The organism is Priestia sp. GS2, from assembly GCF_036409025.1.
Classification (GTDB): Bacteria; Bacillota; Bacilli; order Bacillales; family Bacillaceae_H; genus Priestia; species Priestia aryabhattai_A.
On the sequence record NZ_JAZGJX010000001.1, the window covers coordinates 3,067,090 to 3,091,670 of the forward strand.

General features: G+C 38.3%; 20 protein-coding genes. 4 read left to right on the forward strand and 16 right to left on the reverse strand.

What is annotated here, in order from left to right; translation table 11 throughout:
• Window positions 1-6: 6 nt before the first annotated feature.
• A complete protein-coding gene (locus V2145_RS15580) occupies window positions 7-744 on the reverse strand; it encodes an alpha/beta hydrolase (RefSeq protein ID WP_330987994.1) in 738 nt (245 codons plus the stop codon).
• A gap of 247 nt (window positions 745-991) precedes the next feature.
• Here V2145_RS15580 and V2145_RS15585 point away from each other — a divergent pair, with 247 nt between their 5' ends.
• Window positions 992-1,180, forward strand: coding sequence for a YjzD family protein (locus V2145_RS15585; RefSeq protein ID WP_094912834.1), 189 nt, complete (start codon window positions 992-994; stop codon window positions 1,178-1,180).
• A gap of 30 nt (window positions 1,181-1,210) precedes the next feature.
• Here V2145_RS15585 and V2145_RS15590 read toward each other — a convergent pair whose 3' ends face one another.
• The 4 genes from V2145_RS15590 to V2145_RS15605 are packed head-to-tail and all read right to left on the reverse strand — an operon-like array spanning window position 1,211 to window position 7,049.
• On the reverse strand, window positions 1,211-3,205 hold the full coding sequence (locus tag V2145_RS15590; RefSeq protein ID WP_311859298.1) for a beta-galactosidase: 1,995 nt from the start codon (window positions 3,203-3,205) through the stop codon (window positions 1,211-1,213).
• 59 nt (window positions 3,206-3,264) lie between these two features.
• Window positions 3,265-4,800, reverse strand: coding sequence for a UDP-glucose--hexose-1-phosphate uridylyltransferase (gene galT, locus V2145_RS15595; protein WP_311859301.1), 1,536 nt, complete (start codon window positions 4,798-4,800; stop codon window positions 3,265-3,267).
• A gap of 57 nt (window positions 4,801-4,857) precedes the next feature.
• Window positions 4,858-5,856 carry a UDP-glucose 4-epimerase GalE gene (galE, locus tag V2145_RS15600; protein WP_131887359.1) on the reverse strand — a complete coding sequence of 333 codons (999 nt, stop codon included), beginning with the start codon at window positions 5,854-5,856 and terminating at the stop codon, window positions 4,858-4,860.
• Window positions 5,857-5,870: 14 nt separating this feature from the next.
• Window positions 5,871-7,049 carry a galactokinase gene (locus V2145_RS15605; RefSeq protein WP_330987995.1) on the reverse strand — a complete coding sequence of 393 codons (1,179 nt, stop codon included), beginning with the start codon at window positions 7,047-7,049 and terminating at the stop codon, window positions 5,871-5,873.
• A 323-nt stretch (window positions 7,050-7,372) separates the two neighbouring features.
• Between V2145_RS15605 and V2145_RS15610 the strand changes: the two genes are divergently transcribed.
• Window positions 7,373-8,266 (forward strand): AraC family transcriptional regulator, encoded by an 894-nt coding sequence (locus V2145_RS15610; protein ID WP_131887361.1) that lies wholly within the window; start codon window positions 7,373-7,375, stop codon window positions 8,264-8,266.
• A 61-nt stretch (window positions 8,267-8,327) separates the two neighbouring features.
• Here V2145_RS15610 and V2145_RS15615 read toward each other — a convergent pair whose 3' ends face one another.
• The gene (locus V2145_RS15615) at window positions 8,328-8,570 is read right to left on the reverse strand and encodes a hypothetical protein (RefSeq protein WP_025908171.1); all 243 of its coding nucleotides are present in this window, start codon (window positions 8,568-8,570) and stop codon (window positions 8,328-8,330) included.
• A gap of 275 nt (window positions 8,571-8,845) precedes the next feature.
• Window positions 8,846-10,435: a solute:sodium symporter family transporter gene (locus tag V2145_RS15620; RefSeq protein ID WP_205687703.1), complete on the reverse strand. Its 1,590-nt coding sequence runs from the start codon at window positions 10,433-10,435 to the stop codon at window positions 8,846-8,848.
• Window positions 10,436-10,493: 58 nt separating this feature from the next.
• Between V2145_RS15620 and V2145_RS15625 the strand changes: the two genes are divergently transcribed.
• Window positions 10,494-11,021 (forward strand): hypothetical protein, encoded by a 528-nt coding sequence (locus V2145_RS15625; protein WP_094912840.1) that lies wholly within the window; start codon window positions 10,494-10,496, stop codon window positions 11,019-11,021.
• A gap of 245 nt (window positions 11,022-11,266) precedes the next feature.
• On the opposite strand, the gene clpB is transcribed toward V2145_RS15625, so the two are convergent.
• Window positions 11,267-13,864, reverse strand: a complete 2,598-nt coding sequence (clpB, locus tag V2145_RS15630) for an ATP-dependent chaperone ClpB (protein WP_094912841.1) — start codon at window positions 13,862-13,864, stop codon at window positions 11,267-11,269.
• A 103-nt stretch (window positions 13,865-13,967) separates the two neighbouring features.
• The gene (locus V2145_RS15635; protein WP_094912842.1) at window positions 13,968-14,147 is read right to left on the reverse strand and encodes a YjzC family protein; all 180 of its coding nucleotides are present in this window, start codon (window positions 14,145-14,147) and stop codon (window positions 13,968-13,970) included.
• Between the two features lie 226 nt (window positions 14,148-14,373).
• Here V2145_RS15635 and V2145_RS15640 point away from each other — a divergent pair, with 226 nt between their 5' ends.
• Window positions 14,374-15,186, forward strand: a complete 813-nt coding sequence (locus tag V2145_RS15640; protein WP_330987996.1) for an undecaprenyl-diphosphate phosphatase — start codon at window positions 14,374-14,376, stop codon at window positions 15,184-15,186.
• Between the two features lie 32 nt (window positions 15,187-15,218).
• Here the strand turns inward: V2145_RS15640 and V2145_RS15645 are convergent, their stop codons facing one another.
• From V2145_RS15645 to argJ, 7 genes are all read right to left on the reverse strand, one after another.
• Window positions 15,219-15,863, reverse strand: a complete 645-nt coding sequence (locus V2145_RS15645) for an SDR family oxidoreductase (protein WP_094912844.1) — start codon at window positions 15,861-15,863, stop codon at window positions 15,219-15,221.
• 313 nt (window positions 15,864-16,176) lie between these two features.
• Entirely contained in the window at window positions 16,177-17,127 is a 951-nt protein-coding gene (argF, locus tag V2145_RS15650; RefSeq protein WP_131887364.1) for an ornithine carbamoyltransferase, read from the reverse strand.
• On the reverse strand, window positions 17,124-20,240 hold the full coding sequence (locus V2145_RS15655; RefSeq protein WP_311859312.1) for a carbamoyl phosphate synthase large subunit: 3,117 nt from the start codon (window positions 20,238-20,240) through the stop codon (window positions 17,124-17,126). The genes argF and V2145_RS15655 overlap by 4 nt, the downstream gene beginning before the upstream one ends.
• Window positions 20,233-21,303 carry a carbamoyl phosphate synthase small subunit gene (locus V2145_RS15660; RefSeq protein ID WP_094912847.1) on the reverse strand — a complete coding sequence of 357 codons (1,071 nt, stop codon included), beginning with the start codon at window positions 21,301-21,303 and terminating at the stop codon, window positions 20,233-20,235. Before V2145_RS15660 ends, V2145_RS15655 begins: the two co-directional genes overlap by 8 nt.
• A gap of 70 nt (window positions 21,304-21,373) precedes the next feature.
• A complete protein-coding gene (locus V2145_RS15665; RefSeq protein ID WP_094912848.1) occupies window positions 21,374-22,528 on the reverse strand; it encodes an acetylornithine transaminase in 1,155 nt (384 codons plus the stop codon).
• Window positions 22,494-23,318 (reverse strand): acetylglutamate kinase, encoded by an 825-nt coding sequence (gene argB, locus V2145_RS15670; protein ID WP_094912849.1) that lies wholly within the window; start codon window positions 23,316-23,318, stop codon window positions 22,494-22,496. Before argB ends, V2145_RS15665 begins: the two co-directional genes overlap by 35 nt.
• 12 nt (window positions 23,319-23,330) lie before the next feature.
• A complete protein-coding gene (gene argJ / locus V2145_RS15675; RefSeq protein WP_397428377.1) occupies window positions 23,331-24,563 on the reverse strand; it encodes a bifunctional ornithine acetyltransferase/N-acetylglutamate synthase in 1,233 nt (410 codons plus the stop codon).
• Between the last annotated feature and the right edge of the window lie 18 nt (window positions 24,564-24,581).

The window sequence follows — 24,581 nt, forward strand, 5'->3', positions numbered from 1 at the left end:
CTCTCCTTATAACACTTTTTCATTTAGTTTATAAAATTGTAAAAGCGAACGTTCAAACAGATATTTTTTTTCCATTAGATAAAGCGACAATGAAATCGGTGATTGTAAGCTTAGGCGGTGCTGCTCATACTGCTTGCTGTGAATAAGCGGATAGTGAGTCACTTCATTAGCAGTGGTCCAAATTTTCACAGGCAGTGTAGACGTTAGTTGTTCACATGTAGGATACTGAGCAATCATTTTCGTAACTTGTTTACGCTCTACATCATAGGCTAGCGTCATATCTCTTGTAAATTGCTTGTAAAAAAATTTATTCTGTTTCTCATGACTAGCATGCGTATGCAAATCAATACACGGATTCAAAAGAGCTACCGATCGAATAAACGTTTCTCCGCCTTCCATTAATTGCATGGCGAGCAGTGCCCCCATACCTTCTGCCAAAATGTGAATGCGTTTATTTAAGATTTCTTGTTTCATAATCAAGTGATATAACTGTTTGGCTAAGCGGTTTGCTTTCGGGCTGCCCCAATGGCGTCCGTATAAATTGGAATAAAAAACAGTATAGCCTTCATCTTGTAAATATTGCAGCAGTTGAGATCTGCCACCGTGCTGAATCCAAAGACTTGTAGAGCTTTCAACAAAGTGGTCTTTATCACCAAGTACTAACACACCGAAACCGTTCGGCTTTTCTGGTACATGTACGACATTCCATTGAGTATCTAGACTAAAAAAACGCCGATGCATCATGACTGATCCTCCGTATAAAAAGCTACTTTCCTTTCATACAGCTTATGATAAAGCGTCACAATGTGACCGATTCGAATGCCTATTTATTCATGAGTTTATCAATAAGGTATACACTTTTTTAAAATAAAAACGAGCTCTGTGTATAAACAAACTTAATAGAAAATACTATTCATAAAAAATTCAATTTCTTCTTTGTAAACGCTATGATAAAATAAAGTCAAACTGTACTGTGAATGGGGTGAAAGTTGTGCGCGTTATTGCTGCTTTATTTTGGGGATTTTTATTAATTAACATGTCTGTATACGTTATTTCTTCTATGTCTGGTCAAGCGTTTGATTTTGCAACCGCTTCGATTATCAGCGTGGTATTCACGTTGCTTGTTATTATACTTGGTGAAGCTGGTGTTCCAAACGAACCGGTTGAAAATCATCATTAAAAAACCGCTAGCAAAAGCTAGCGGTTTTTTTTATTCTTTGATTAACACTACCGCTTGAAGCGGCTTCAGCGTTAATTCACCTTTTACAAGCTCATTGGTTGCGGCTGCCTTCCATTTTCCGTTCGGAAGCGCAACTGATGTTGTCTCTGCTGTTGAATGATTCAAGAAGCTATAGAATTGACCTCTTTTTACAACTTCAACTTCACCATTGGTTTTAAATGTATCTACTTGTGCTTCAGCTAAGATATCATCATACAATCCGTCTAGCATAGCATCTTCAACGGCTGTACCGATATAATACACAGTTCCTTTTCCAAAGCTATTTTTTGTAATAGCTGCAGTACCTTCATAGAAACAATCTCTATACTCTGCCAGTACTTCAGCCGTTGTTGGTTCAATTAAATCACACCAAATTGTTGCTGTTGATGCTTGCCCTTTTATCGCACCTTTTGTACCTACAATCGTATTTTGCTGTGATGTTTGTAGAGATTCATATTCATGAATTTGAATACCCGTAAACTCCGATAATGCACCAGGAAGCGTTTGTCCTGTGACAAAATTATTTTCTTCTTTTACACCTGCACGGTATGATAAAATAGCTGTTCCGCCATTTGAGACAAACTGCTGTAGCTTTTCCGTAAACTCACTATTTGTTAAGAAGTAAATCGGCACGATAACCACTTTGTAGCGCGCTAAGTCATCTGCAGCGGTAACCAAGTCCGTTAATACGTTTGCACTATGCACCGGGCGATAGAAACGCAGAAACTCTTGCTTGTAAGCAAATGCATCACTTTGAGGCTGAATTCCCCACGCCCATGCATTCTCAATATCATAGTAAGCTGCTACTTCCGCTTCATATGGAGCATTAATCCACTCATCACCAAACGTTTTTAGTTCTTGAATAACTTCTTTTACTTCCTCGTACTTGCGCTTTGGTAGTCCATCATGATCTAAAATGCCGTGACAAAATTCTTCTGTACCAAACTGCGCTGCGCGCCAGCGGAAATAAACAATTGCTTCTGCGCCTCGAGAAATAGCTTGGTACGTCCACAACTTAATATGACCCGGACGCGGTAAGTAGCCAATACGACTCCATCCTTGCGCTCCCGATAGTTCTTCCATTACCCAAAAGTTTTTCCCACCTTTTGCAGATCGACAAAGATCATGCTGTTGAGCAATCGCTGCTGGTTTAATTGGCTCAGCTAACCCGCCCCAGACAGGATAATTATCAAACGAGACAAAATCTAAATCCTTTGACATATCCCATTGATTAATGGCTTGGTCTGTAAATACAAAGTTATGTGTAATAAATTGATCTTTACGAACAATAGAACGTAAGATATCAACTTGAAGTTTATTATAAGCAGTATAAGCATCTGCGCAGAATCGGTCGAAATCTAAAAGAAGACTCGGATTATGCTCTTGATAAACTTTACGCGGGGTTGGAATTTGCGCCCAGTCCGTATACGTTTGACTCCAAAATACCGTTCCCCATTTCTCGTTTAATTGATCAAGCGACTGATACTTCTTTTGTAACCAGCGCTGAAACGCAACTCGGTCAAGCTCTCCATAGCTACGATCTGACTTCTCATGACCATATTCGTTGTCTACCTGCCAACCGATGACATCACGGTGCTGACCATACTTTTCTGCCATTTTTGTTACGATTTTTTTCGTAAACTGATGGTATTTTTCACTATTGACCGTGTAATGTCTACGCGCTCCAAACGAGATCGTTACTCCATTTTCATCAACCGGTAAAATTTCTGGATAGTTGTGAATCATCCAAGCTGGTGGAGTAGCAGTTGGTGTACCAAGCACTACTTTGATTCCGTTACTTGTTAATAGTTCAATGGCTTCATCATATAGTGAAAAGTCGTATACTCCTTCTTTGGGCTCCATTAACTGCCAACCAAATTCAGCAATACGTACAACATTAATACCTAGCTCCTTCATTAAGCGTACGTCCTCTGCCCATCTTGTTTTAGGCCATTGTTCTGGATAATAGTCAACACCAATATACATATCTTTCAGTCTCCCTTTAGCTGTTTATTTATCACATGAATATAAGAATGTTTTCTAGGTTATTCGCTACGCGCCGTTTGTTTTTGTAGCTGTTTTGTAAATTGATGAAAAGCTTCTTTCCCCTGTTCGTCTCGCTTGAACACACCAGCATGCTCTAAAATCGTCATAAACGTGGTACCAAGCTCCTTACGAATAATTTGCTGAACAGTTTCTTTAGTAAAATCCTCATAGCTTTCGCGGAGCTGTTTCATCCATGCTTCATGCTTTTGAATATGCGCATGCTCATCTCGAATCGCACAATCTCCATTAATCAAGTATTCACTGACTAGACGCATTTCTTCTTGTAAGCGGCCCGGTAATACTGCAAGCCCCATCACTTCAATTAGTCCAATGTTTTCTTTTTTGATGTGGTGGACTTCTTTATGAGGATGGTAAATGCCATCGGGATGCTCACCACTCGTTCGGTTATTTCGAAGCACAAGGTCTAGCTCAAATAGCTGTTCTCTGCGCCTTGCAATTGGCGTCACCGTATTGTGTGGCGTATCACCTGTAAAAGCATGAATCCCAACGCTTTCATCACTGTACTGCTGCCATGTTTTGTATACATGATTAGCGCATTCTACTAGTTCATTTTTATCCGTGCTCTGCAAGCGGATAACGGACATCGGCCACCTTACAATCCCCGCTTGAACTGTTGGATAATCTTCCATTGTAAAAGTTGCTTCTACTTTTGCTTTAGCCATTGGAAATTCATGATTTCCACCTTGAAAATGATCGTGAGTTAAGATGGATCCTCCTACAATTGGCAAATCTGCATTTGATCCCAAAAAGTAATGCGGAAATTGATCCGTAAATGACAGCAGGCGTTCAAACGTAGCCGCTGAAATCTTCATTGGCGTATGTTCACCTGAAAAGACAATGGCATGCTCATGATAATAAACATAAGGTGAAAACTGCAGGTACCACTGTTCTTCTGCAAGTTCAACAGGGATGATGCGATGATTTTGCCTAGCTGGATGATTAACACGTCCGGCATAGCCTGCATTCTCTTTGCAAAGCAGACAGTTTGGATACGAGCTCTCCTTCAGTGTCTTGCTTGCAGCAATTGCTTTTGGGTCTTTCTCTGGTTTTGACAGATTAATTGTAATCTCTAACTGGCCATACGGTGTATCAGTCAGCCACCCTTCATTTTTAGCAATTCGATCTGTTCGAATATAGTGAACATCTTTTGAGTATTGATAAAAATTTTGCGTAGCTTGCTGAGCACCCTCTTGTTGGAATGTTTGATAAAAACGACGATTAACCTCAGATGGAAGTGGGACAAAACTGCCCATGATTTTCGTATCCAGTAAATCTCGGTAAGTGATGGTATTTTCTATTAGATTGTGTTCAGCCGCCCAATCAAGCATTTTCTCTAAAATATCAACCGGATTTTCATAGATTTCTTGATCAACAGCTGCTGGAATATATTCATCGAGCTGCAGTGTCTCTAATAGCCTATTCCGAACAACATCAACGTCCCATACTGTTATAAGCTCTTTTTGCAATCCGTATTGAATAAGTCTTTGAATTTGTTCATGAATGTTGACTGACATACAATCTTCCTTTCTTCTCGTTCCGTAATCTATCGATAAGCTATTTTCTCACAGCTTTTATCGTTGAGGCTGTTTATATCCTTCTGGATGTGCTTGAAACCATTTCCATGCACTTTCAATCATTTGCTCCATTGATGTATAGCGTGGATTCCATCCTAATTCATCCATTGCTCTTTGAGAAGACGCTACCAGTTTGGCTGGGTCTCCCGCACGTCTTGGTGCAACAATAGCTGGAATGGAGTGATTCGTTACTTTACGCGCAGCATCAATTACTTCTTTAACCGTAAAACCATTTCCGTTCCCTAAGTTATAAGTACCGCTCGTATTGTCACGAGCTAACTTTTCAAGCGCTAATACATGCGCGTCAGCTAGATCTGTTACGTGAATATAATCTCGAATACACGTGCCGTCTTTTGTATCGTAATCATCACCGAAAATTGAGATATGCTCTCTCTTCCCAAGAGCTACTTGTAAAATAATTGGTATTAAGTGTGTTTCTGGCGTATGATCTTCCCCTAGCTTCCCATCCAAATGAGCACCTGCAACGTTAAAGTAGCGAAGAACAACATAACGAAGTCCATATGCTTTCTCTGACCATTTCAGCATTTTCTCAATCGCTAGTTTCGTTTCACCATAAGGGTTGGTTGGCTCTGTTGGATCATCTTCTAAAATTGGAAAATTCTTTGCTTCTCCATAGGTTGCAGCCGTGGATGAAAATACAATGTGCTTAACACCGTGTTTATTCATCACCTTTAACAAGCAAAGTGCACCGTACACATTGTTATCGTAATACGTTAAAGGGTCCGTTACGCTTTCTCCAACAAGCGAATCTGCTGCAAAATGTACAACGGATTCAATCTCATTTTCCTGAAAAACTTCATCTAAAAACTCGGTATCTCTTAAATCTCCAACATATAAACGTACACCTTCTAAAATCGCTTCTTTATGGCCTTTTTGAAGGTTATCAACAACGACTACGTCTTTCCCTTTATCCAATAACTCTGCTACTGTATGGCTACCGATATAACCAGCGCCTCCACATACTAATACAGCCATTCTTGCTCCTCCTTTTATACCGTTTCTAATGCTAATTCTCGTGCGCCTTCTCCGACTTCTACCACATAGAAATCTGCTTGTAAACCTGTTGCTTTTGTATAAACAGCACCTACTTCATCAATAAATGAATTCACCTTATCTTCTTTTACTATGCTAATTGTGCAACCCCCAAAACCTGCTCCTGTCATTCGAGAGCCGATTACACCTTCTTGAGCCCAGGCTGCTTCAACTAATGCATCCAATTCTTCCCCCGTAACTTCATAATCATCTCGCAATGAACGGTGAGATTCATTCATTAATAAACCTAACCCCTGCAAGTCGCCGTTGTTCAGTTTTACCACAGCTTCTTTTGTTCGTTCATTCTCATAAACTGCATGTTTTGCTCGCTTTTGATTCGTCGGGTTCTTAATCAAATGTTTTAACTGCTCAAACTGTGCTTTCGTTAAATCTCCTAATGATTCAAGTTCATAACCGCTTTTTAAATCTGCTAATGCTTGATCACATTCAGATCGACGCTCATTATATTTCGAATCTGCTAATCCTCTTCGCTTGTTTGTGTTTGCAATTACTAACACTGCATTTTCTAGCTGGAGCGGACTGTACGTGTAGTCAAGAGTTTGACAGTTTAAAAGAATTGCCTTGTCTGATTTTCCCATTCCAATTGCAAATTGATCCATGATTCCACAGCTGACGCCAATAAATTCATTTTCCGCTTGTTGTGATATCTTAACCATTTCAACCATATCAATATCTAAATCTTCTAATTGATTTAATAAAACAGCTGTTGCTAATTCAATAGATGCTGAAGAGGAGAGCCCAGCACCATTTGGAATATTGCCATAGAATAACACGTCAAATCCATTTCTTAGTTGATGGCCATTTTTAATAAATGTACTGATTACCCCTTTTGGGTAATTAGCCCAATCATGTTGTTCTTCATATACAAGATTATCAAGGTTATATTCAATGACACCTTTATGCTCAAAATTGGCCGAGTACATACGAATCTTCTGATCAGTTCGTTTGCACACAACTGCGTATGTTCCAATACTTAAAGCACATGGAAATACGTGCCCCCCGTTATAATCTGTATGTTCACCAATCAAATTGACACGTCCTGGCGCGAAGAAGCAGCGAACGTTTTCCGTTGTTTGAAAGATTTCCTGAAACTTTTTAATTAATTCACCCATCATGTCACATCACCTGTTTCTTTTTTATATCGTTATCTCTAAACTGTAAACGTATTCATGACTCTATTTTAAAAGCGTTAAGCCCGTTTTCTCAATGGTAAAAATAATCCCTGTAAACGGTAATTTCTTGCTAAGAAACAAACTAACATTCATGAACACCTTCTGCTAATAAAAACGGTGAATATCTGTCGATAATGTGAAGCTAGTTAAGACTATAAAAAGCCTTTTTTAATATTTTCATAAATAAAGTGAAATATATGTAGCAAAATGAAAACGATTACGTTAAAGTATAAATAACAATATTTTTTAAAAAAGAAGGTGAAAATTTGCTACCACAATTTCAAACAAAGGAATATGCCACCTATGCTTATCGTTTCTTTGAATCTCGTACTAGTGATGTTGCACAGCTATGGTCAGTAGGATGGGACGAGGTATACTCTCCTCTTTATAATTGGAGCGGGAAACAGCGAAAAGAAGTAGGAAAATATATTTTTCAATATACAGTGTCTGGATATGGAATGATTGAAGTTGACGGAACTCAATATAAGGTAGATGCAGGTAAAGCCTTTATTGTCAGCACGCCTGGCGACTATAGATATTATTTACCTAAAGAGAGTGAAAATTGGGAATTTATTTTTTTAACGTTGTATGGTGATGAGGTGAAAAAATGCTGGGATTACATCCAAACAAAGTTCCAGTCAGTCATCCGATTTCACCCTGAATCAGCACCGATACAACTTCTCGCTCAAATCTATAAGCGTGCAAGTGAAAAAAATATCACAGACCCATTTTATGCATCAAGCCTGTGTTATCGCTTTGTAATGGAGCTTTATCAATATGTAAAGAATATGGACTCTTTTACTGAAGACTGGCCTGAGAGCATTATTAGCTCTATCTTGTTTGCTAGAAACCATTACCATGAAGAGATTGGTCCAGATGAAATGGCGGAATCAGCAAATTTATCGCGTTATCATTTTAGCCGCTTATTTAAGCAAACAACGGGCTTAACTCCGATTCAATATTTAACAAAAATGCGGATTCAAAAAGCAGCTGAACTTTTGAACCAAACAAAATACTCAATTGAAGAGATTGCAGAAAACGTAGGCTATGCAAATGCAAATTATCTTACAAAGGTATTTAGAAAAACTACAAGCATGACGCCTGGACAGTATCGAAAGAGCAATTCATCAATTGATGAACTTTTTACTCTTCCAAAATAATCGTTTAAGCAAAAAAATCCCCCTTGTTGTCTAGGACTCTCGACAACAAGGGGGTTTTTATTTATTTTTCCGGTATCTCGACAACAACGGATCCATTTTCATAAATAAAAGTAAGCTTCTTACCCGGAATAATCATATTCTCTAAGATATCGCGTGCTGCTTGCAAAGCAATTTCTGTACGCTGTCTTTTTTCTTTTATTTCATCATCTGCTTCTTCAGTGCATTCAACGCTTCTAATTTGTTGAAGTGCTTGATCAATAAAGTCATATGCCTCATCATATACGCGCTCAACATGTTCTTTCATAAATTCAATCGATTCCTTTCTTTAACCTCTAATCGAATTACGCTTTGTGCTTATTATCTTAAAGGATAGTACTTCGTTCGACAATATGCAAGACAAGAAATATTCATTCCATATGTAAGATCCTGTACTCTCTAAAGACAATTTTGTTACATCGCGCTCCAAACACTAGTTTTTAACTTGTTTTCCCAACAAACAAAAATATCCGAACGATTGCAGACTAGCAATTGTTCGGATATCTCGTTGACTGAAATAATTATGTCCAAGCCTCTTTTGTCTTATGAAGCAATTCCAATTGGTGAAAAGAGCGCGTAAACCACTAACATTGCAAGAACCGCTGCAATTCCCATCGGATACAAAAGCTTCCAAGGAGTTAAGTCTACTGCTTTTTGATCTTCTAACACATATACATCTTGTTTTGGAGCAATTTTTCCAATGATAAGCATTAATCCGCTGCATAAAACGAATAGGATTGCTAAAATATGAAGATAGTGTAAACCTGTATCCCATACTAGCTGCGTTACCGCATAGATTGAGATAAATACAGCTAATGACACTTTGGCTGCAAGTGCAGGCACTCTTTTCGTCACATAGCCGATGAACACAATTGTAAAGATTGGAACATTGTAGAATCCATTAACCATTTGCAAGTATTCAAAGAATCCGTTTGGTACATTTGCAATTAAAGGTGCAACACACATTGCAAAAATAGCTAAGAATACACCTACTACCTTACCGTTTTTAACAAGTTCTTTATCTGTTGCTTTTGGCTTAAAATAAGGCTTGTAAATGTTTAAAACAAAAAGCGTAACGCTCGAGTTTAACGCTGAGTTAAATGATGATAAAATAGCTCCGAATAACACAGCTGCAAAGAATCCAACAAGCGGCGTAGGTAATACATGGTTAACCAACTTAGGATACGCTTCCATAGGTGCAAGCCCTGGGCCAAAAATATTAAACGCAATAATACCAGGTATAATTAAAAATGCTGGTCCTAATAACTTCAAGAAAGCCGCAATGAGTAAACCTTTTTGTCCTTCTTTAAGGTTTTTGGCAGCCAATGCACGCTGCATAATATGCTGTGCTGTACCCCAGTAGAACAAGTTAACGAGTAGCATTCCAGTAAACATTGTACCAAATGGTACAGGATCTTTTTCTCCACCAATTGAATTTAGCTTTTCAGGTGTATTTTCCATAATTTTATTAAATCCATCAACTGGAGATCCATCGCCTAAAACCATTAGTCCTAATACTGGAATCATTAACCCTCCGATTAATAATCCAATTCCATTTACTGTATCTGATACAGCAACCGCTTTCAATCCTCCGAATATTGCATAAATTGAACCGATAATACCAATGGTCCATACTGTAATCCAAAGTGCTGTTGTGGAACTTACTCCGAACATACCTTGTACATTAAAAATGCTGCTCAGTGCAGTGGCTCCTGAATATAAAATAGGGGGTAATAAATTTAGTACATAACCAAATAAAAATAAAATGGTAACAATCTGTTTAGTACCTGAATCAAATCGAGATTCTAGAAAATCCGGAATCGTTGTAATTCCGCCTTTTAAATAGCGTGGAAGTAAAAATAATGCAACCAATACAAGAGCGATTGAAGACCCTACTTCCCAGCCCATTGCAGACATATTAAACGAATAGCCATCAGCATTTAAGCCTACAAGCTGCTCTGTCGATAAGTTCGTTAATAAAAGAGAGCCTCCAATTACCCAGCCTGTTAAGCTTCTTCCACCTAAGAAATACCCGTCTGATGTTTCTAAATTTTCATCGCGAGTGAAGCGATATGAAATATATGCTACTAAAACGGTAAAGAATATAAACGATCCCACAGTGACTATATTCATTGATGAACACCCTTTTCTATTTTCTGTCGTGTGCATTTTTGATGAAGGAGAGATACTTTTGAGCCAACCATCTATTTTTGTACCGCTTACAATTAGTTGTTTTCATATTATCATACTGTTTTTTGTCAGACAGTTAGATGATAGCTATACCTCTTTAGTGAATCTATTTATACTGCTACTTACTTTTTTTTATGTGCTATTGATTCAGCAAGCATTAAACAAAGTAATGAAAGTAAGAGCCTGTCTTCTTTTTGTGCAAATTAACGACTTGTTTTTCTTCATATTATATATGGTCGTAATTTTCAATGGAATTTTTTCATTTGTAAACGAGCAAGTGTTGCATAGTTATCGCTTATTTACGCTCGTATGTATGATTCCATTCTATTTCATTTTAATCTGGCTTTCTCTTCAGCTCTTTATAGAAATGAAAAGAACCGGATTATTGACTGTTTCATTAGGTGCTCTGCTATTAGCTTGTTATCCTTTAACATCGCTTATTTTGTTAGCATCACCTTTATCTAGTTTACTATTGCTTTCCTCCTTTATCTCTATAAGTTCTTTTGAAACCAAACAAGTACATGCATAATTGTTTACTGTCCATTGTTTCTTTTAGGATCCTAAATAGTGCTTTACTAAGAAAGCGAATTCAATAATTTATACTCATTCTATAAGCGCTTACAATTATAGTCAATAGTAAAAATCCATGCTCACAAAGGTAGTTTTTTGCTCAACGGAAACACAGATACTATATTCCTACCATTTACGATAATGTACTTCATTTTTCCAAAGCAAAAAAAGACCATTTAGCAACTACTAAATGGTCTTTTTTTATTATTCAATAACGAACTGGTCTCCTTTATTATCAATAACTACATCGCTGTGATCGGTGATATGTCCAGCAATTAATTCCCTAGCAATTTTTGTTTCAACATACTTCTGAATAAACCGTTTCAGCGGGCGCGCACCATAGACAGGATCAAAACCTGCTTTTGCGATGTAATTTTTTGCTCCCTCAGTTAGCGTCAGCGTAATATGTCTTTCTTGCAAACGATTTTCAAGCTGCTTTAATAGCTTTTCAATAATTGATTTTACTTCACTCACTGATAATGGCTTAAATAAAATTGTGTCATCTACACGATTTAAGAACTCAGGACGAAAATGCTGTCGAAGCTGCTGAAGTACCTGTTCCCGACTTTCCTCCTCAATGTTTCCATCTTCTGTTAAACCTTCCAGCAGTGTTTGTGAACCAATATTAGATGTCATAATGATAATCGTATTTTTAAAATCAACTGTTTTTCCTTTTGAATCAGTTATTCTTCCATCATCCAGCATTTGAAGGAGTACGTTAAACACTTCAGGATGTGCTTTTTCAATTTCATCTAGTAAGACCACAGAGTACGGCTTTCTGCGAACGGCTTCTGTTAACTGACCTCCTTCTTCATACCCAACATAGCCTGGAGGAGCACCAATCAAGCGTGAAACCGCATGCTTTTCCATATACTCAGACATGTCAATACGAATGATATGATCTTCACTGTCAAACAACGTTTCAGCAAGCGTTTTAGCTAATTCCGTCTTTCCAACTCCAGTTGGACCTAAGAAGATAAACGAACCAATTGGCCGGTTTGGATCTTGAATACCTGCTCGCGCTCGAATCACCGCATCAGTTACAAGTGATACAGCTTCATCCTGTCCAATTACGCGCGCTTTTAAAATGGACTCCATTTTTAACAGTTTTTCTCGCTCTCCCTCTACGAGCTTTGATACTGAAATACCTGTCCAGCGTCCCACAATCTCTGCAATCTCTTCTTCTGTAACCTCTTCACGAAGCAAGCGTGACTCTTGTTTTTTCGAAGCTTCAGCCTCAAGCTGTTTTAATTCTTTTTCATAGGCTGGAATATGCCCATGACGAAGCTCTGCAGCTTTATTTAGGTCATAACGTCCTTCTGCTTCTTCTAAATCTCGCTTTGCTTTCTCTAACTTTTCTCTGACATCTTGGACAGCTTGAATAGACTGCTTTTCCTTCTCCCATTGAAGCTTCATCACATCGGCTTTTTCAGTTAAGTTTGCCACTTCTTCTCGAATAGCGTCTAAGCGCTGTGTGCTAGCAAAGTCCGTTTCTTTACTTAATGCTGCTTCTTCAATCTGCAGCTGCATGACTCTTCTTGTTACTTCGTCTAGCTCCGCTGGCATAGAATCAATTTCTGTTCGAATGGTTGCACACGCTTCGTCTATTAGGTCAATTGCTTTATCAGGCAAAAACCGGTCAGATATGTAGCGATCTGACATAACTGCGGCTGAAACAAGAGCCCGGTCATGAATATTTACACCGTGATGGATTTCAAATCGTTCCTTTAATCCTCGAAGAATAGAAATCGTATCTTCTACTGTTGGCTCTTCAACTAATACTTGCTGAAAACGGCGCTCTAGCGCTGGATCTTTTTCAATATATTGACGGTATTCATCAAGGGTTGTTGCTCCAATGCAGTGAAGTTCACCACGAGCAAGCATTGGCTTAAGTAAATTTCCCGCATCCATGGCTCCGTCTGTACGACCAGCTCCTACAATAGTATGCAGCTCGTCAATAAATAATAAAATCTGTCCATTGCTCTTTTTTACTTCTTGTAACACAGCTTTTAGACGCTCTTCAAACTCACCGCGAAATTTTGCTCCTGCTACTAAGGCTCCCATATCTAGAGCAAACACCATTTTATCCTTTAATCCTTCGGGAACATCTTTTCGCACAATCCGCTGTGCAAGCCCTTCCACAATCGCTGTTTTCCCCACTCCAGGCTCTCCGATTAACACTGGATTATTCTTTGTTTTACGAGAAAGGATTCGAATGACGCGACGAATTTCTTGATCTCGGCCGATGACAGGGTCTACTTTTCCTTCTCTTACTTCTGCTACCAAATCACGACCATACTTGCTTAAGACTTCGTATGTCCCTTCAGGTGTTTGATTCGTAATACGTTGATTGCCACGAATTTTTTGCAGAACGTCCATTAGCTTTTGCTTCGTGATTCCGTATTGGTTAAACAGCTTTCCCAAACTAGTTTTTGAATCTTTATTAGCCCCGGCTAAAAACAGGTGCTCTACTGCCATATATTCGTCTTTTAAGTTATCTGCTTCTTCTTGAGCTTTAACAAGCAGCTGCTGTAGAGCCGACGTAATATATACTTTACCAGCTTCAACACCTGAACCAGTTACAGATGGCTTTTTAGCTAACTCTGCTTCAAGGCTTTTTATAAACTGCTCTGTTTCAATATGTAAATGATCTAAAATACGAACCGCAATGCCATCTGGCTGATGAACTAACGAGTAAAGTACGTGAAGACTATCAATTTCTTGATGACCTCGCTTAATGGCTTCAGATTGTGCACTCATAACTCCTTCCTGAAGCTTTTGCGTCATTTTATTTACATCCATTGTAATCCCTCCACCTTTGACTATTCTTGACCTTTATTTCATATTATAAAATGGTTTTTGTACGCAAGTAAAGCCATCTGCAGGAGATGGCTTTACTTGTATATTAAGGCTTTCTAATATATGTCCAATGACGATCATCATTCGACGTTTCTGGAAAACGATCTCCAGCTTGCAACTTCACTTTTTTAGGATTATTTACGTTGCTTCCCGTTTCACCAATTTCTATATAAACACCGTTATTTGGTGCTTTTTGACCTGCTGTAAAATGACGGTTTTGTCCCATTTCCCTTCCTCCTTCATTAATAAAAAATCCAGCTCTTCTCTTATACTATGCCCCCTGTTTTTCATTTCATAATCAGGATATGAACTAGGAAAACATTAGAAAAAGTGTTTACATTTAAAGGAATTTCTCTTTTTACTTCACAGTGAAGCAAAGTTTTTTTATACTGAAAGATGTACCTTTAACAAATATTTAAATTAACTATTGAAAATGTAGAAAGGATTTACGCATGGAACAATTTTATTTGCTTTTGAAGTATTTATTTTTAGGCCTTTTCCAAGGGATTACAGAACCGATTCCCGTCTCGTCTAGCGGACATATTGTACTTGCTCAACATTTATTTGGTTTAAATATTGAAGGCCTCAGTTTCGAAATTTTAGTAAATACAGCTTCTTTGATTGCAGTACTTATTATTTATCGTGAAGATATTCTTCGACTTATTGTAAATGGTCTTAAGTTCTTAAAAACAAAGGATCAAGACGCAAAATCTGATTTTCAATTTATCATTTACTTAATCATCGGAACAATTCCGGCCGGTATTATTGGAGTACTTTTTGGTGATGTGATTGAAGCAAATCTAAAATCGTTGAAAGTACTTGGTTTTGCTTTAATTGCTACGGGTATTGCCCTTTGGATTATTCGTAACCTTCGAGGACGAAAAAATGACGCAGCGCTTTCTGTAAAAGACGCTATTATTATTGGACTAGCGCAAGCTGTAGCACTTATCCCTGGAATTAGTCGCTCAGGAGCAACTATTGTTGCTGCTATGCTACGCGGAACAAAACAAGAAACGGCTCTTCGTTTCTCATTCTTACTTTACATTCCCGTAAGCTTAGGTGTAACAGTATTAGGGATTAGCGACATCTTAAATGATCCAAACTTTTCTGAGCTATTATTACCCTATACAGTAGCTTTCTTTGCTTCATTAATTGCTTCTTATTTCTCATTAAAGTGGTTTATGGGTATTATGGCGCGAGGAAACTTAAAATATTTTGCTTTTTATTGTTTTATTGTCGGTGCATTAGTGGTTATTTTTCTTTAAAAAAATGCGGATGGAAAACCATCCGCATTTTTTTAATGAGCAAATTGAATCGCTTGTTCAATTTCTGTTTTTCCGCTTAGTATTTCAAACGTTTTTCCAATTGTTGTTTCCTCATCTAAGCTTGCTACCAGTGCTTTTGCTACGTCTGCTCGAGGAATTGTTGCAGATTTGTCCGCAATGTCTGTGTTCACATCAATTTTTCCAGTGGCTTGATCATCGGATAAACTTCCTGGGCGAACAATTGTATACGCTAAATTTGATTGCTTTAAGTATTCATCAGCAATTGCTTTAGCACGAAGATAAAGTTGAAGCCCCTCTGGGCCTTGCTCAGGCGCGTCTGTTCCCATTGAACTTAACATAACAAAGCGCTTCACTCCTGCTTTTTTGGCCGCATCAATGACATTCTTCGCTCCATTTTGATCCACAGCAATTGTCTTATCATCTCCAGTGTGACCACCAGAACCCGCTGCAAAGATGACAGCATCCATTCCTTTAACCGCTTCTGATACATCTTTTTCTAAATCCGCTAGTATCACATCTACATTTTGCTGTTCAAAAGCTTTCTTTTGCTCTTCTTTACGTATCATGGCATATGGTTGATGTTGACTGGAGTTAGCTAATAATTCCACTACCTGTTTACCCGTTGTTCCATTTGCTCCTACTACTAAAACTTTCATAGATGTCCTCACCTTTCGTTCTGCTTAATATGTTTATGGTGTTCCCCTGGAATGTACAAATTAAACCCGATATGAAAGAAACATATAGACAACAGGCTTGGATCTAACGAACTAATTCCACCTTAAAGACGAATCATGACGTTTCTAGACTAGTTAGGTTAAAAAAACCACGTTCCTTCCATTGTGCTCCACTAGTTGTTAATAATTTTTCGTTCTACCAAAAAATATCCGAGCTACCAAAAGTAATTAACTTTTAATAGTTCGGATATTTCATCAATTAAAACCCTTATGTCACGGCCTTTTTATACCATCATTAAGCTAAGATTGCTTGTAGCAAGGCTTTTTGTACATGCATGCGATTTCCAGCTTGCTGGAACACAACAGAGTTTGGCCCATCAATAATGCTCGCCGTTACTTCTTCTTCACGATGTGCAGGTAAACAGTGTAAAAACAGATAATCTGACTTGGCATGTTGAACAAGTTCATCGTTTACTTGATACGAAGCAAATACTTCTAAACGCTTTTTCGCTTCTTCTTCCTGTCCCATACTCGTCCATACATCTGCATAGATTGCATCAGCATTTTGAACGGCTTCAACAGGATCTTCTGTAATAGTAATGGTTGCTCCAGTTTCGTTTGCAACTTTTTTTGCATATTCCGTTACAAATGCCTTTGGTTCATAGCCAGAAGGACAACCAATTGAACAATCAATCCCCATTTTTGCACATGCAATCATTAACGAATGAGCTACATTATTTCCGTCACCTACGTAAGCTAACTTTAAGCCGCGGAACGTTTGTTTATGCTCATAAATTGTGAGCAAATCTGCTAGTGCTTGGCACGGATGATAATCATCCGTCAAGCCATTAATTACTGGGATAGATGCGTATTCCGCCAGCTCTTCTATTTTAGAATGTTCAAACGTACGAATCATAATTGCATCGATAAACTGAGACAGCACTTGAGCCGTATCACCGATAGTTTCACCACGACCAATTTGAAGGTCTTGACTGCTTAAAAACAGTGCATTTCCGCCTAACTGAAGCATACCTGCTTCAAACGATACTCGCGTTCTTGTTGAAGACTTTTCAAAGATCATGCCTAAAGTTTTTCCTTCAAGCGTTTTAACGATTTCTCCATTTTTATGCTTTTCTTTTAAGCTAATAGCACTTTCTAGTAAAAACATAATATCTTCTGGTGTTAAATCTTTTAATGTCAGCAAATCTTTACCTTTTAAATTTGCAGATGCTGATACAGTACTCATGAGATTGTCACTTCCTTTTCATTATGTTGAAACCACTCTTGTAATGACGATACGCTATACTCACTTACATGATATGACTGTAAGAACAGTTCGAACGTTTCTAGTTCTGTTAATACTAGCAGACCGTGCTTTAATGCAAGCATACGATTATCTTTCTTTGCAGAATCAAAACTTACAAATAGTAATGCTTCTTTGCTTTTTGTCCAAGCTTGTAGATCTTTCGTATCTACAAGTTTCAAACCAGCCTGAGTAATCGCTACTTTTAATTTTTCTGGTACTTCTACTGCATCGATATAGATTTCAACTGCTTCTTTTTTAGACGTTGCATACTGATGAAATACTTTCTTAGACGCTTCCTCGATTGTAGAAGCAATCGCAATTCCTTCTCCTGTTGATTTCATTTCTGGTCCAACAAGTGGATCTACTCCTGATAATTTACTTGTCGAGAAGACAGGAAACTTTACTGTTACGTATGCTGGGTCTGGCAATAAACCTGTTTGTTCGCTCATTTCCGACAAAGATTTCCCGAGTAATACTTGCGTTGATAGCGAAATAAGCGGAACATCACATACTTTACTTACAACAGGAACTGTACGACTTGCACGAGGGTTTACCTCTAAAACGTATACTTCATCGTTATAGATTACATATTGAATATTCATAATCCCTTTATAGTTAAGCTTTTGAACAATTTTTTGAGCATATAAAACCATTTGTTGTTTATGAGCGTTCGTTACACTTTGGGCTGGTAAAAGCGCATAGCTGTCACCAGAGTGAACACCTGCTTTTTCAACATGCTCAACGATCGTTGGAATTAAAACGTCTTTTCCGTCGCAAACGACATCCACTTCAGCTTCTTGCCCAGGATAGTAAGCATCAAGCAGCATTGGGAAATGTGATGATTTAATCGATGATAAACAATCCATGAGTTCCTGTTCATTTTGAAGCGTAAGCATTCCTTTCCCTCCAATAACGTAAGAAGGACGAATTAATAGTGGAAAGCCCATTTCTTTTGCCTTTGTAACCAGCTGTTGCTCACTATCTGCCATCTCACCAGGAATATGTGGAATGTCACAATCGTCTAACAGCTGATAAAACTGCTCGCGATCTTCTAAGGCGTCTATCATGCTATTAGTAATACCTAGCAAGTTAACTCCTGCCTCTTCAAGACCTTTAACTAATGAAATAGCCGTTTGTCCACCGTATTGAACAATAACATCATTTACGTTTTCTGCTTCTAAGACATTTAAGACATCTTCAACCGTAACTGGTTCGAAATAGAGACGATCTGCTACCTCAAAGTCTGTGCTAACCGTTTCCGGATTATTGTTAATCAAAATGGTTTCATAACCCGCCTTTTCAAGCGCCCACACACCGTGTACTGAACTGTAGTCAAATTCTACACCTTGCCCAATTCGAATCGGACCAGATCCAATAATTGCTACTTTTTTATTTGAAGACGGTTCAATTTCGTTTTCTCCATAGTAGCTAGAATAAAAATATGCAGTGGATGATTCAAATTCTGCTGCGCACGTGTCAACCATTTTATAGCTTGGATAAATCTTTAAATCTTTACGCTTAGCGCGCACCTGCAGCTCTGACACATTCCAAATAGAAGCTAAATATGCATCCGTAAAGCCATGTTCTTTTGCATGCTTTAGTGCTTCTTTATCAATTGAATCAAAATTAACGTTCTTTAATTCTTGTTCTTGATCAATTAAATGACTGAAATGATTTAAGTAGAAGTAGTCAATTTTCGTCTTTTCATGAATTTCTGCTGTTGTCACATCACGACGCAACAATTCTAAAATGATAAAGATACGCTCATCGCTTTGGTCTGCTAGCTTATCAAATAAAGCATCTAAAGATAAAGCCTGTAGTTCTTCTACTTCTAGTCCATTTAAATCAATTTCAAGAGATGATAATGCTTTTTGGAAGCTTCTTGTAAAGGTGCGGTCAATGGCCATCACTTCACCAGTTGCTTTCATCTGCGTTCCTAGCGTTCTTTCTGCATAGAAAAATTTATCAAAGGGCCATCTAGGAAACTTCACAACCACATAGTCTAACGCTGGTTCAAAGCTAGCATACGTATCTCCTGTAACAGGATTTAATAGCTCATGAAGGTTATACCCGACCGATAGTTTTGCTGCAATCTTTGCGATTGGATATCCCGTTGCTTTTGATGCCAAAGCAGACGAACGACTGACGCGGGGATTGACCTCAATTAGATAATATTGTTTGCTGTTAGGATCAAGTGCAAATTGGATATTACAACCACCAATAATACCGAGAGCCGAGATAATTTTAATTGATGATGATCGCAGCATCTGATACTCAACGTCTGTTAATGTTTGTGAAGGTGCGACTACAACAGAATCTCCTGTATGTACACCAACTGGATCAATGTTTTCCATGTTACAAATCGTAATGCACGTTCCGTTAACATCACGCATAACTTCGTACTCTACTTCTTTAAATCCTGCGATGCTTTTCTCAATTAAACATTGATGAATAGCACTTTCTCGAAGGCCTGATGTGGCAAGCTTTTCAAGCTCTTCTAATGAATGTGCAATTCCTCCACCCGTTCCACCGAGAGTGTAAGCTGGTCGAACAATAACCGGAAAACCAATTTCTTTCGCAAACGTTAACGCTTGCTCAACTTCAGTTACAACTTCACTTTCAGGAACTGGCTCATTTAATTCCTGCATGAGGGCACGAAACTCTTCACGACTTTCTCCTTGCTTAATGGATTCAATTGGTGTACCTAGCAGCTTCACGCCGTATTTTTCTAAAATTTGATGTTCGTGTAGCTCTAATGCTAAATTCAGTCCCGTTTGTCCTCCTAGCGTTGCTAAAAGGCCATCAGGCTTTTCTTTTGCAATAACTTTTTCAACAGAATCAACCGTAAGTGGCTCAAAATAAATACGATCAGCTATATGTGTATCCGTCATAATTGTAGCCGGATTGTTGTTAATTAAAATGACTTCATATCCTTCTTCTTTCAGTGAAAGACACGCCTGTGTACCTGAATAATCAAATTCGGCTGCTTGCCCAATCACAATTGGACCAGAGCCAATAACTAAAATGGTTTGTAGTGTTTTATCTTTAGGCATATACTTTTTCGCTCCCAACTTGCTGTACTTGCTTCATAAATTCATCAAAGATATATGTGCTATCACTTGGTCCTGGATGTGCTTCTGGGTGATACTGTACCGATAACACCGGAAGTTGCTCATGTACAAGACCTTCAACTGACTGATCATTAACATTTTTAAATCGTACTTTAAGAGGCGTTTGCTCGACTGTCACTTCATCTACCACATAGCTATGGTTTTGTGATGTCATACATACTTTATTTGTAAATAAATCAATAACCGGCTGATTTGCTCCACGATGACCGAACATTAATTTCTTGGTTTTTGCACCGAATGCTAACCCGATTAACTGATGACCAAAGCAAATTCCAAGCGTTGGATATTTACTGATAATTGCTTTGATTTCTGATAATTGATCTGCTACTTGCATTGGGTCTCCCGGTCCGTTTGATAGAACAATCCCATCTGGCTTTAACGCTTTAATTTCTTCAAGTGAAGTCGAGTAAGGAACCACCGTCACTTGGCAGTTGCGATTTAATAGCTCTTGTAAAATTGATTTTTTATAACCAAAATCCATTAGTACAATATGTTGTTTATCTCCAGCGTGTGATACAACCTCTTTCGTTGATACTTGCTTAACCACGTATGGTTCAGAGTCCGTTACTACGTTACCTTGAGCAGAAGCGGAAAAGGCTGCTTGCATTGTTCCCTCTTTTCGAATTCGTTTAACGACCGCTCTCGTATCCACATGTGTGATAAGAGGAATATTCCACTTTTTTAAATATTGCTTAAAGCTATACATCGCTTCATAATGGAATCCTTCATCGGAACATTCGTATACGACAACGCCTGCTACATGAGGCTTTTTACTTTCAAAGTCTTTCTCATTAATCCCATAATTTCCAATCAATGGATAGGTAAAAACAATAATTTGGTCTTTATAAGAAGGATCCGTCACAACTTCTTGATAGCCTGTCATTCCTGTAAAAAAGACAATTTCTCCGCTTGCTTGGTGAGAGGCAGTATTTTCAATACTACCTTCAAATGAATCTCCGTTTGCTAAATGTAAATATCCATTCATTTTGCATCCCTCTTCGAATAATTATTTATTTTAAAGAATTTTTATACATCACTTTCAAAAAAATAACTGTTTATATCGTTATCTTAAGCTCTTGAAATACTTGCTCAATAACAGTCAGTGCTTCTGATAACTCTTCACTGCTAACTGTTAATGGTGGTAGTAAACGTATTACGTGAGGACCTGCACCTAACACTAACAGTCCTTTTTCACGCATAGCAGTGATTAACTGGGCTTGATATTTCCCGCACTCAATACCAATCATAAAACCTTTTGCACGAACTTCTTTCACAATTGAATAGCTTTCTAACATGACGGTTAGCTGTTTTTTGAAAGTGGCTGACTTGGCATTTACTTCTTCTAAGAATTGTTGATTAAAAATAATTTGCAGCGTTGCTTTAGCCGATGCTAAGGCAATTGGATTCCCCCCAAATGTCGTACCATGGGTTCCAGGTCCGAATGATTCCTTTAAAAGACCTTTCCCAATCATTGCACCAATAGGCATTCCGCTTCCTAAGCCTTTCGCAGCTGTGATAATATCAGGCGATAAATTAAAGTGCTGATAAGCAAATGGTTTACCTGTTCGGCCAATTCCTGTTTGTACTTCATCGACAATAAACAGCGCACCGTATTCCTGACATAGCTTTTGAATAGTTGTTAAAAAACTTTCTGTTCCTGGCACTACTCCGCCTTCACCTTGAACAACCTCAGTCATAATTGCAGCTACCGTATCATCCATTTCTGCCTCTAAGCTTTCTACATCATTATAAGGAAGATAAACAAATTCATTAACGAGTGGTCCAAACCCTTCATGAATCTTTGCTTGCCCAGTTGCCGTCATCGTTGCAAACGTACGGCCATGGAACGATTTCGTAAACGTAATAATTTTATGCTTTTTGGTATGCTTTCTTGCTAGTTTAATAGCCGCTTCGTTAGCTTCTGCTCCACTATTGCAAAAGAACACTGCGTCTCCGCTTGAATTAGCAACAAGTAAGTTGGCTACTTCTTCTTGGATGGATTGGTGAAATAAATTAGACACATGCCACACTTTATTTAACTGTTCTTCTACTGCTTTTTGAACTTCAGGGTGACGATGCCCTACGTTACATACAGCAATTCCTGAAATGAAATCTAAATATGTTTGGTTATTTTCATCCGTTAAATACGTTCCATTCGCTTCTTTTACATGTATATCAAGACGTTGATACGTTGGAAATAACGAGCTCATCTTTATCCTCTCCACCTTTAATAATATGTTTAATTGCAGTTCCAACTAAGTTTCCACTTTGATCTAAAAAGCCGTTAATACCACTGATGATATTGACCTCGTGTAGCGTTGGAGACAATGCTTTGACTGCTGACATAACCTTAGGAATCATCCCTCCATAAATGGTTTTCTCTTCGATTAGCTGGCTCACTTCTTCTACCGTCAACTCTGTTAACAACTGCTGGTCTTTTAAAACTCCTTGCACATCTGTTACAAACATAAGCTTCTGTGCTCCGAGTGCCTTAGCAATTGAACCTGCTGCTACATCAGCATTAATATTAAACATCTCACCTTGACTATTTACACCAATCGATGAAATAACAGGGATGTAGCTTTTTTCTATCAGCTGCTTTAAAAGGTTTTCATTGACAGAAACCACTTCCCCAACATAACCTAATTTTTCAAAATCAATAGCTTCAGCTTCTAAAAGCTGAGCATCACACCCTGACAAACCAATTGCTTGAAGACCTTGAATTTGAATATCACGCACAAGCTGTTTGTTAACCTTTCCTGATAGCACCATTGTCACCACATCTAAAGCTTCTTTAGATGTTCGTCGTAAGCCATCTACGAATTCTGCTTTAATATCAAGCTTTGCTAACATATTCGCAATATCTGGCCCCCCACCATGTACTAATACAATGTTATGGCCACTCTCAATCAGCTTCTTTAAGTCTCTAAAAAATGAATTTGTTAACTGATTAATGATGCTTCCTCCACACTTTATAACAATTGTTTTTGCATCCGACATCGTCTTCTCTCCTTACGTTCGGTAACTTGCATTAATTTTCACGTAATCATAAGTTAAATCACAACCCCATGCTTTTCCTTTAGCTGTTCCTTCATTAAGAAATACATTCAAAGCTACATGTTCCTGCTGTAAATAGCTCTTAGCCGCTTCTTCATCGAAAGCTTGAGGCTGACTATTTTGCAACATCACGATGTCACCTAACGCCACTGTTATATCATTTGGATTAATTTTGACCCCGCTGTAGCCAACTGCGCAAATAATTCTTCCCCAGTTTGCATCCGCTCCGTACACAGCTGTTTTAACAAGGCTTGATCCAACAATTTGCTTCGCAATTGTATTGGCATCTTCATTTGTAGCAGCACCTTCAACATTTACTTCAATAAGCTTTGTTGCACCTTCTCCATCGCGAGCAATTTGCTTGGCAAGATCCTCACACACAAGTCGAAGTGCCTCATAAAATGCGTTCCAATCAGAGTGATTTACCGTTAGCATTTCGTTTTCAGCTTTTCCATTTGCAAGGACTAACACCATATCATTTGTGGATGTATCTCCATCAACCGTAATCTGATTAAAGCTTTTATTCGTAATAGATCGAAGGGCATCTTGTAAAACTATTGATTCAATATTGGCATCTGTCGTGACAAATCCAAGCATAGTTGCCATATTCGGATGAATCATCCCTGATCCTTTCGCCGCTCCACCAATCGTAACGGTTTTTCCATCGACAACCACTTCGTAGCAAGCAGTTTTCATTACTGTGTCAGTTGTTAAAATCGCCGTTTGGAAAGCTTCTGCTCCTTCCTTTGTATTTGCTGGTTGAAGCTGCTTGATTCCTGCATTAATCTTCTTCATATTTAATAGTTCACCAATCACACCTGTAGAAGCGACGGCTACATAATGAGCAGGTATTTGAAACTGTTCGGCGCTTGTATCCCGCATTTCGTATGCGTCTTTTAACCCTTGTTCACCTGTACAAGCATTCGCACAAGCGCTGTTCACAACAACAGCTTGTAACTTTTGTTCTTGGCTGATGCTATCTTTTGTCACATATAAAGGTGCTGCTTGAAACGTATTTAGCGTATAAACCGCCGCACAGTTAGCAGGCACATCGCTCATAATGACGCCAATATCTTTTTTCTCATATCGAAGTCCGGCATGAATTCCCGCAGCGGAAAATCCTTTTGGACTAACAATCGTACCATTCTCGATTTTTTTAATATCTAGCAAACTCTTTTTTGCTGTAATCACATTATTCCCTCCTAC

What these genes read in the sequence shown, in the direction of transcription:
- V2145_RS15640 (WP_330987996.1), top strand. Translation starts at nt 14,374, where the DNA reads ATGGAACAATTTTATTTGCTTTTGAAGTATTTATTTTTAGGCCTTTTC.
- V2145_RS15580 (WP_330987994.1), bottom strand. Translation starts at nt 744, where the DNA reads ATGATGCATCGGCGTTTTTTTAGTCTAGATACTCAATGGAATGTCGTA.
- V2145_RS15645 (WP_094912844.1), bottom strand. Translation starts at nt 15,863, where the DNA reads ATGAAAGTTTTAGTAGTAGGAGCAAATGGAACAACGGGTAAACAGGTA.
- V2145_RS15660 (WP_094912847.1), bottom strand. Translation starts at nt 21,303, where the DNA reads ATGAATGGATATTTACATTTAGCAAACGGAGATTCATTTGAAGGTAGT.
- argF (WP_131887364.1), bottom strand. Translation starts at nt 17,127, where the DNA reads ATGAGTACTGTATCAGCATCTGCAAATTTAAAAGGTAAAGATTTGCTG.
- V2145_RS15590 (WP_311859298.1), bottom strand. Translation starts at nt 3,205, where the DNA reads ATGTATATTGGTGTTGACTATTATCCAGAACAATGGCCTAAAACAAGA.
- V2145_RS15665 (WP_094912848.1), bottom strand. Translation starts at nt 22,528, where the DNA reads ATGAGCTCGTTATTTCCAACGTATCAACGTCTTGATATACATGTAAAA.
- V2145_RS15635 (WP_094912842.1), bottom strand. Translation starts at nt 14,147, where the DNA reads ATGGGACAAAACCGTCATTTTACAGCAGGTCAAAAAGCACCAAATAAC.
- clpB (WP_094912841.1), bottom strand. Translation starts at nt 13,864, where the DNA reads ATGGATGTAAATAAAATGACGCAAAAGCTTCAGGAAGGAGTTATGAGT.
- galT (WP_311859301.1), bottom strand. Translation starts at nt 4,800, where the DNA reads ATGTCAGTCAACATTCATGAACAAATTCAAAGACTTATTCAATACGGA.
- galE (WP_131887359.1), bottom strand. Translation starts at nt 5,856, where the DNA reads ATGGCTGTATTAGTATGTGGAGGCGCTGGTTATATCGGTAGCCATACA.
- V2145_RS15615 (WP_025908171.1), bottom strand. Translation starts at nt 8,570, where the DNA reads ATGAAAGAACATGTTGAGCGCGTATATGATGAGGCATATGACTTTATT.
- V2145_RS15655 (WP_311859312.1), bottom strand. Translation starts at nt 20,240, where the DNA reads ATGCCTAAAGATAAAACACTACAAACCATTTTAGTTATTGGCTCTGGT.
- V2145_RS15620 (WP_205687703.1), bottom strand. Translation starts at nt 10,435, where the DNA reads ATGAATATAGTCACTGTGGGATCGTTTATATTCTTTACCGTTTTAGTA.
- V2145_RS15605 (WP_330987995.1), bottom strand. Translation starts at nt 7,049, where the DNA reads ATGATGGGTGAATTAATTAAAAAGTTTCAGGAAATCTTTCAAACAACG.
- argB (WP_094912849.1), bottom strand. Translation starts at nt 23,318, where the DNA reads ATGTCGGATGCAAAAACAATTGTTATAAAGTGTGGAGGAAGCATCATT.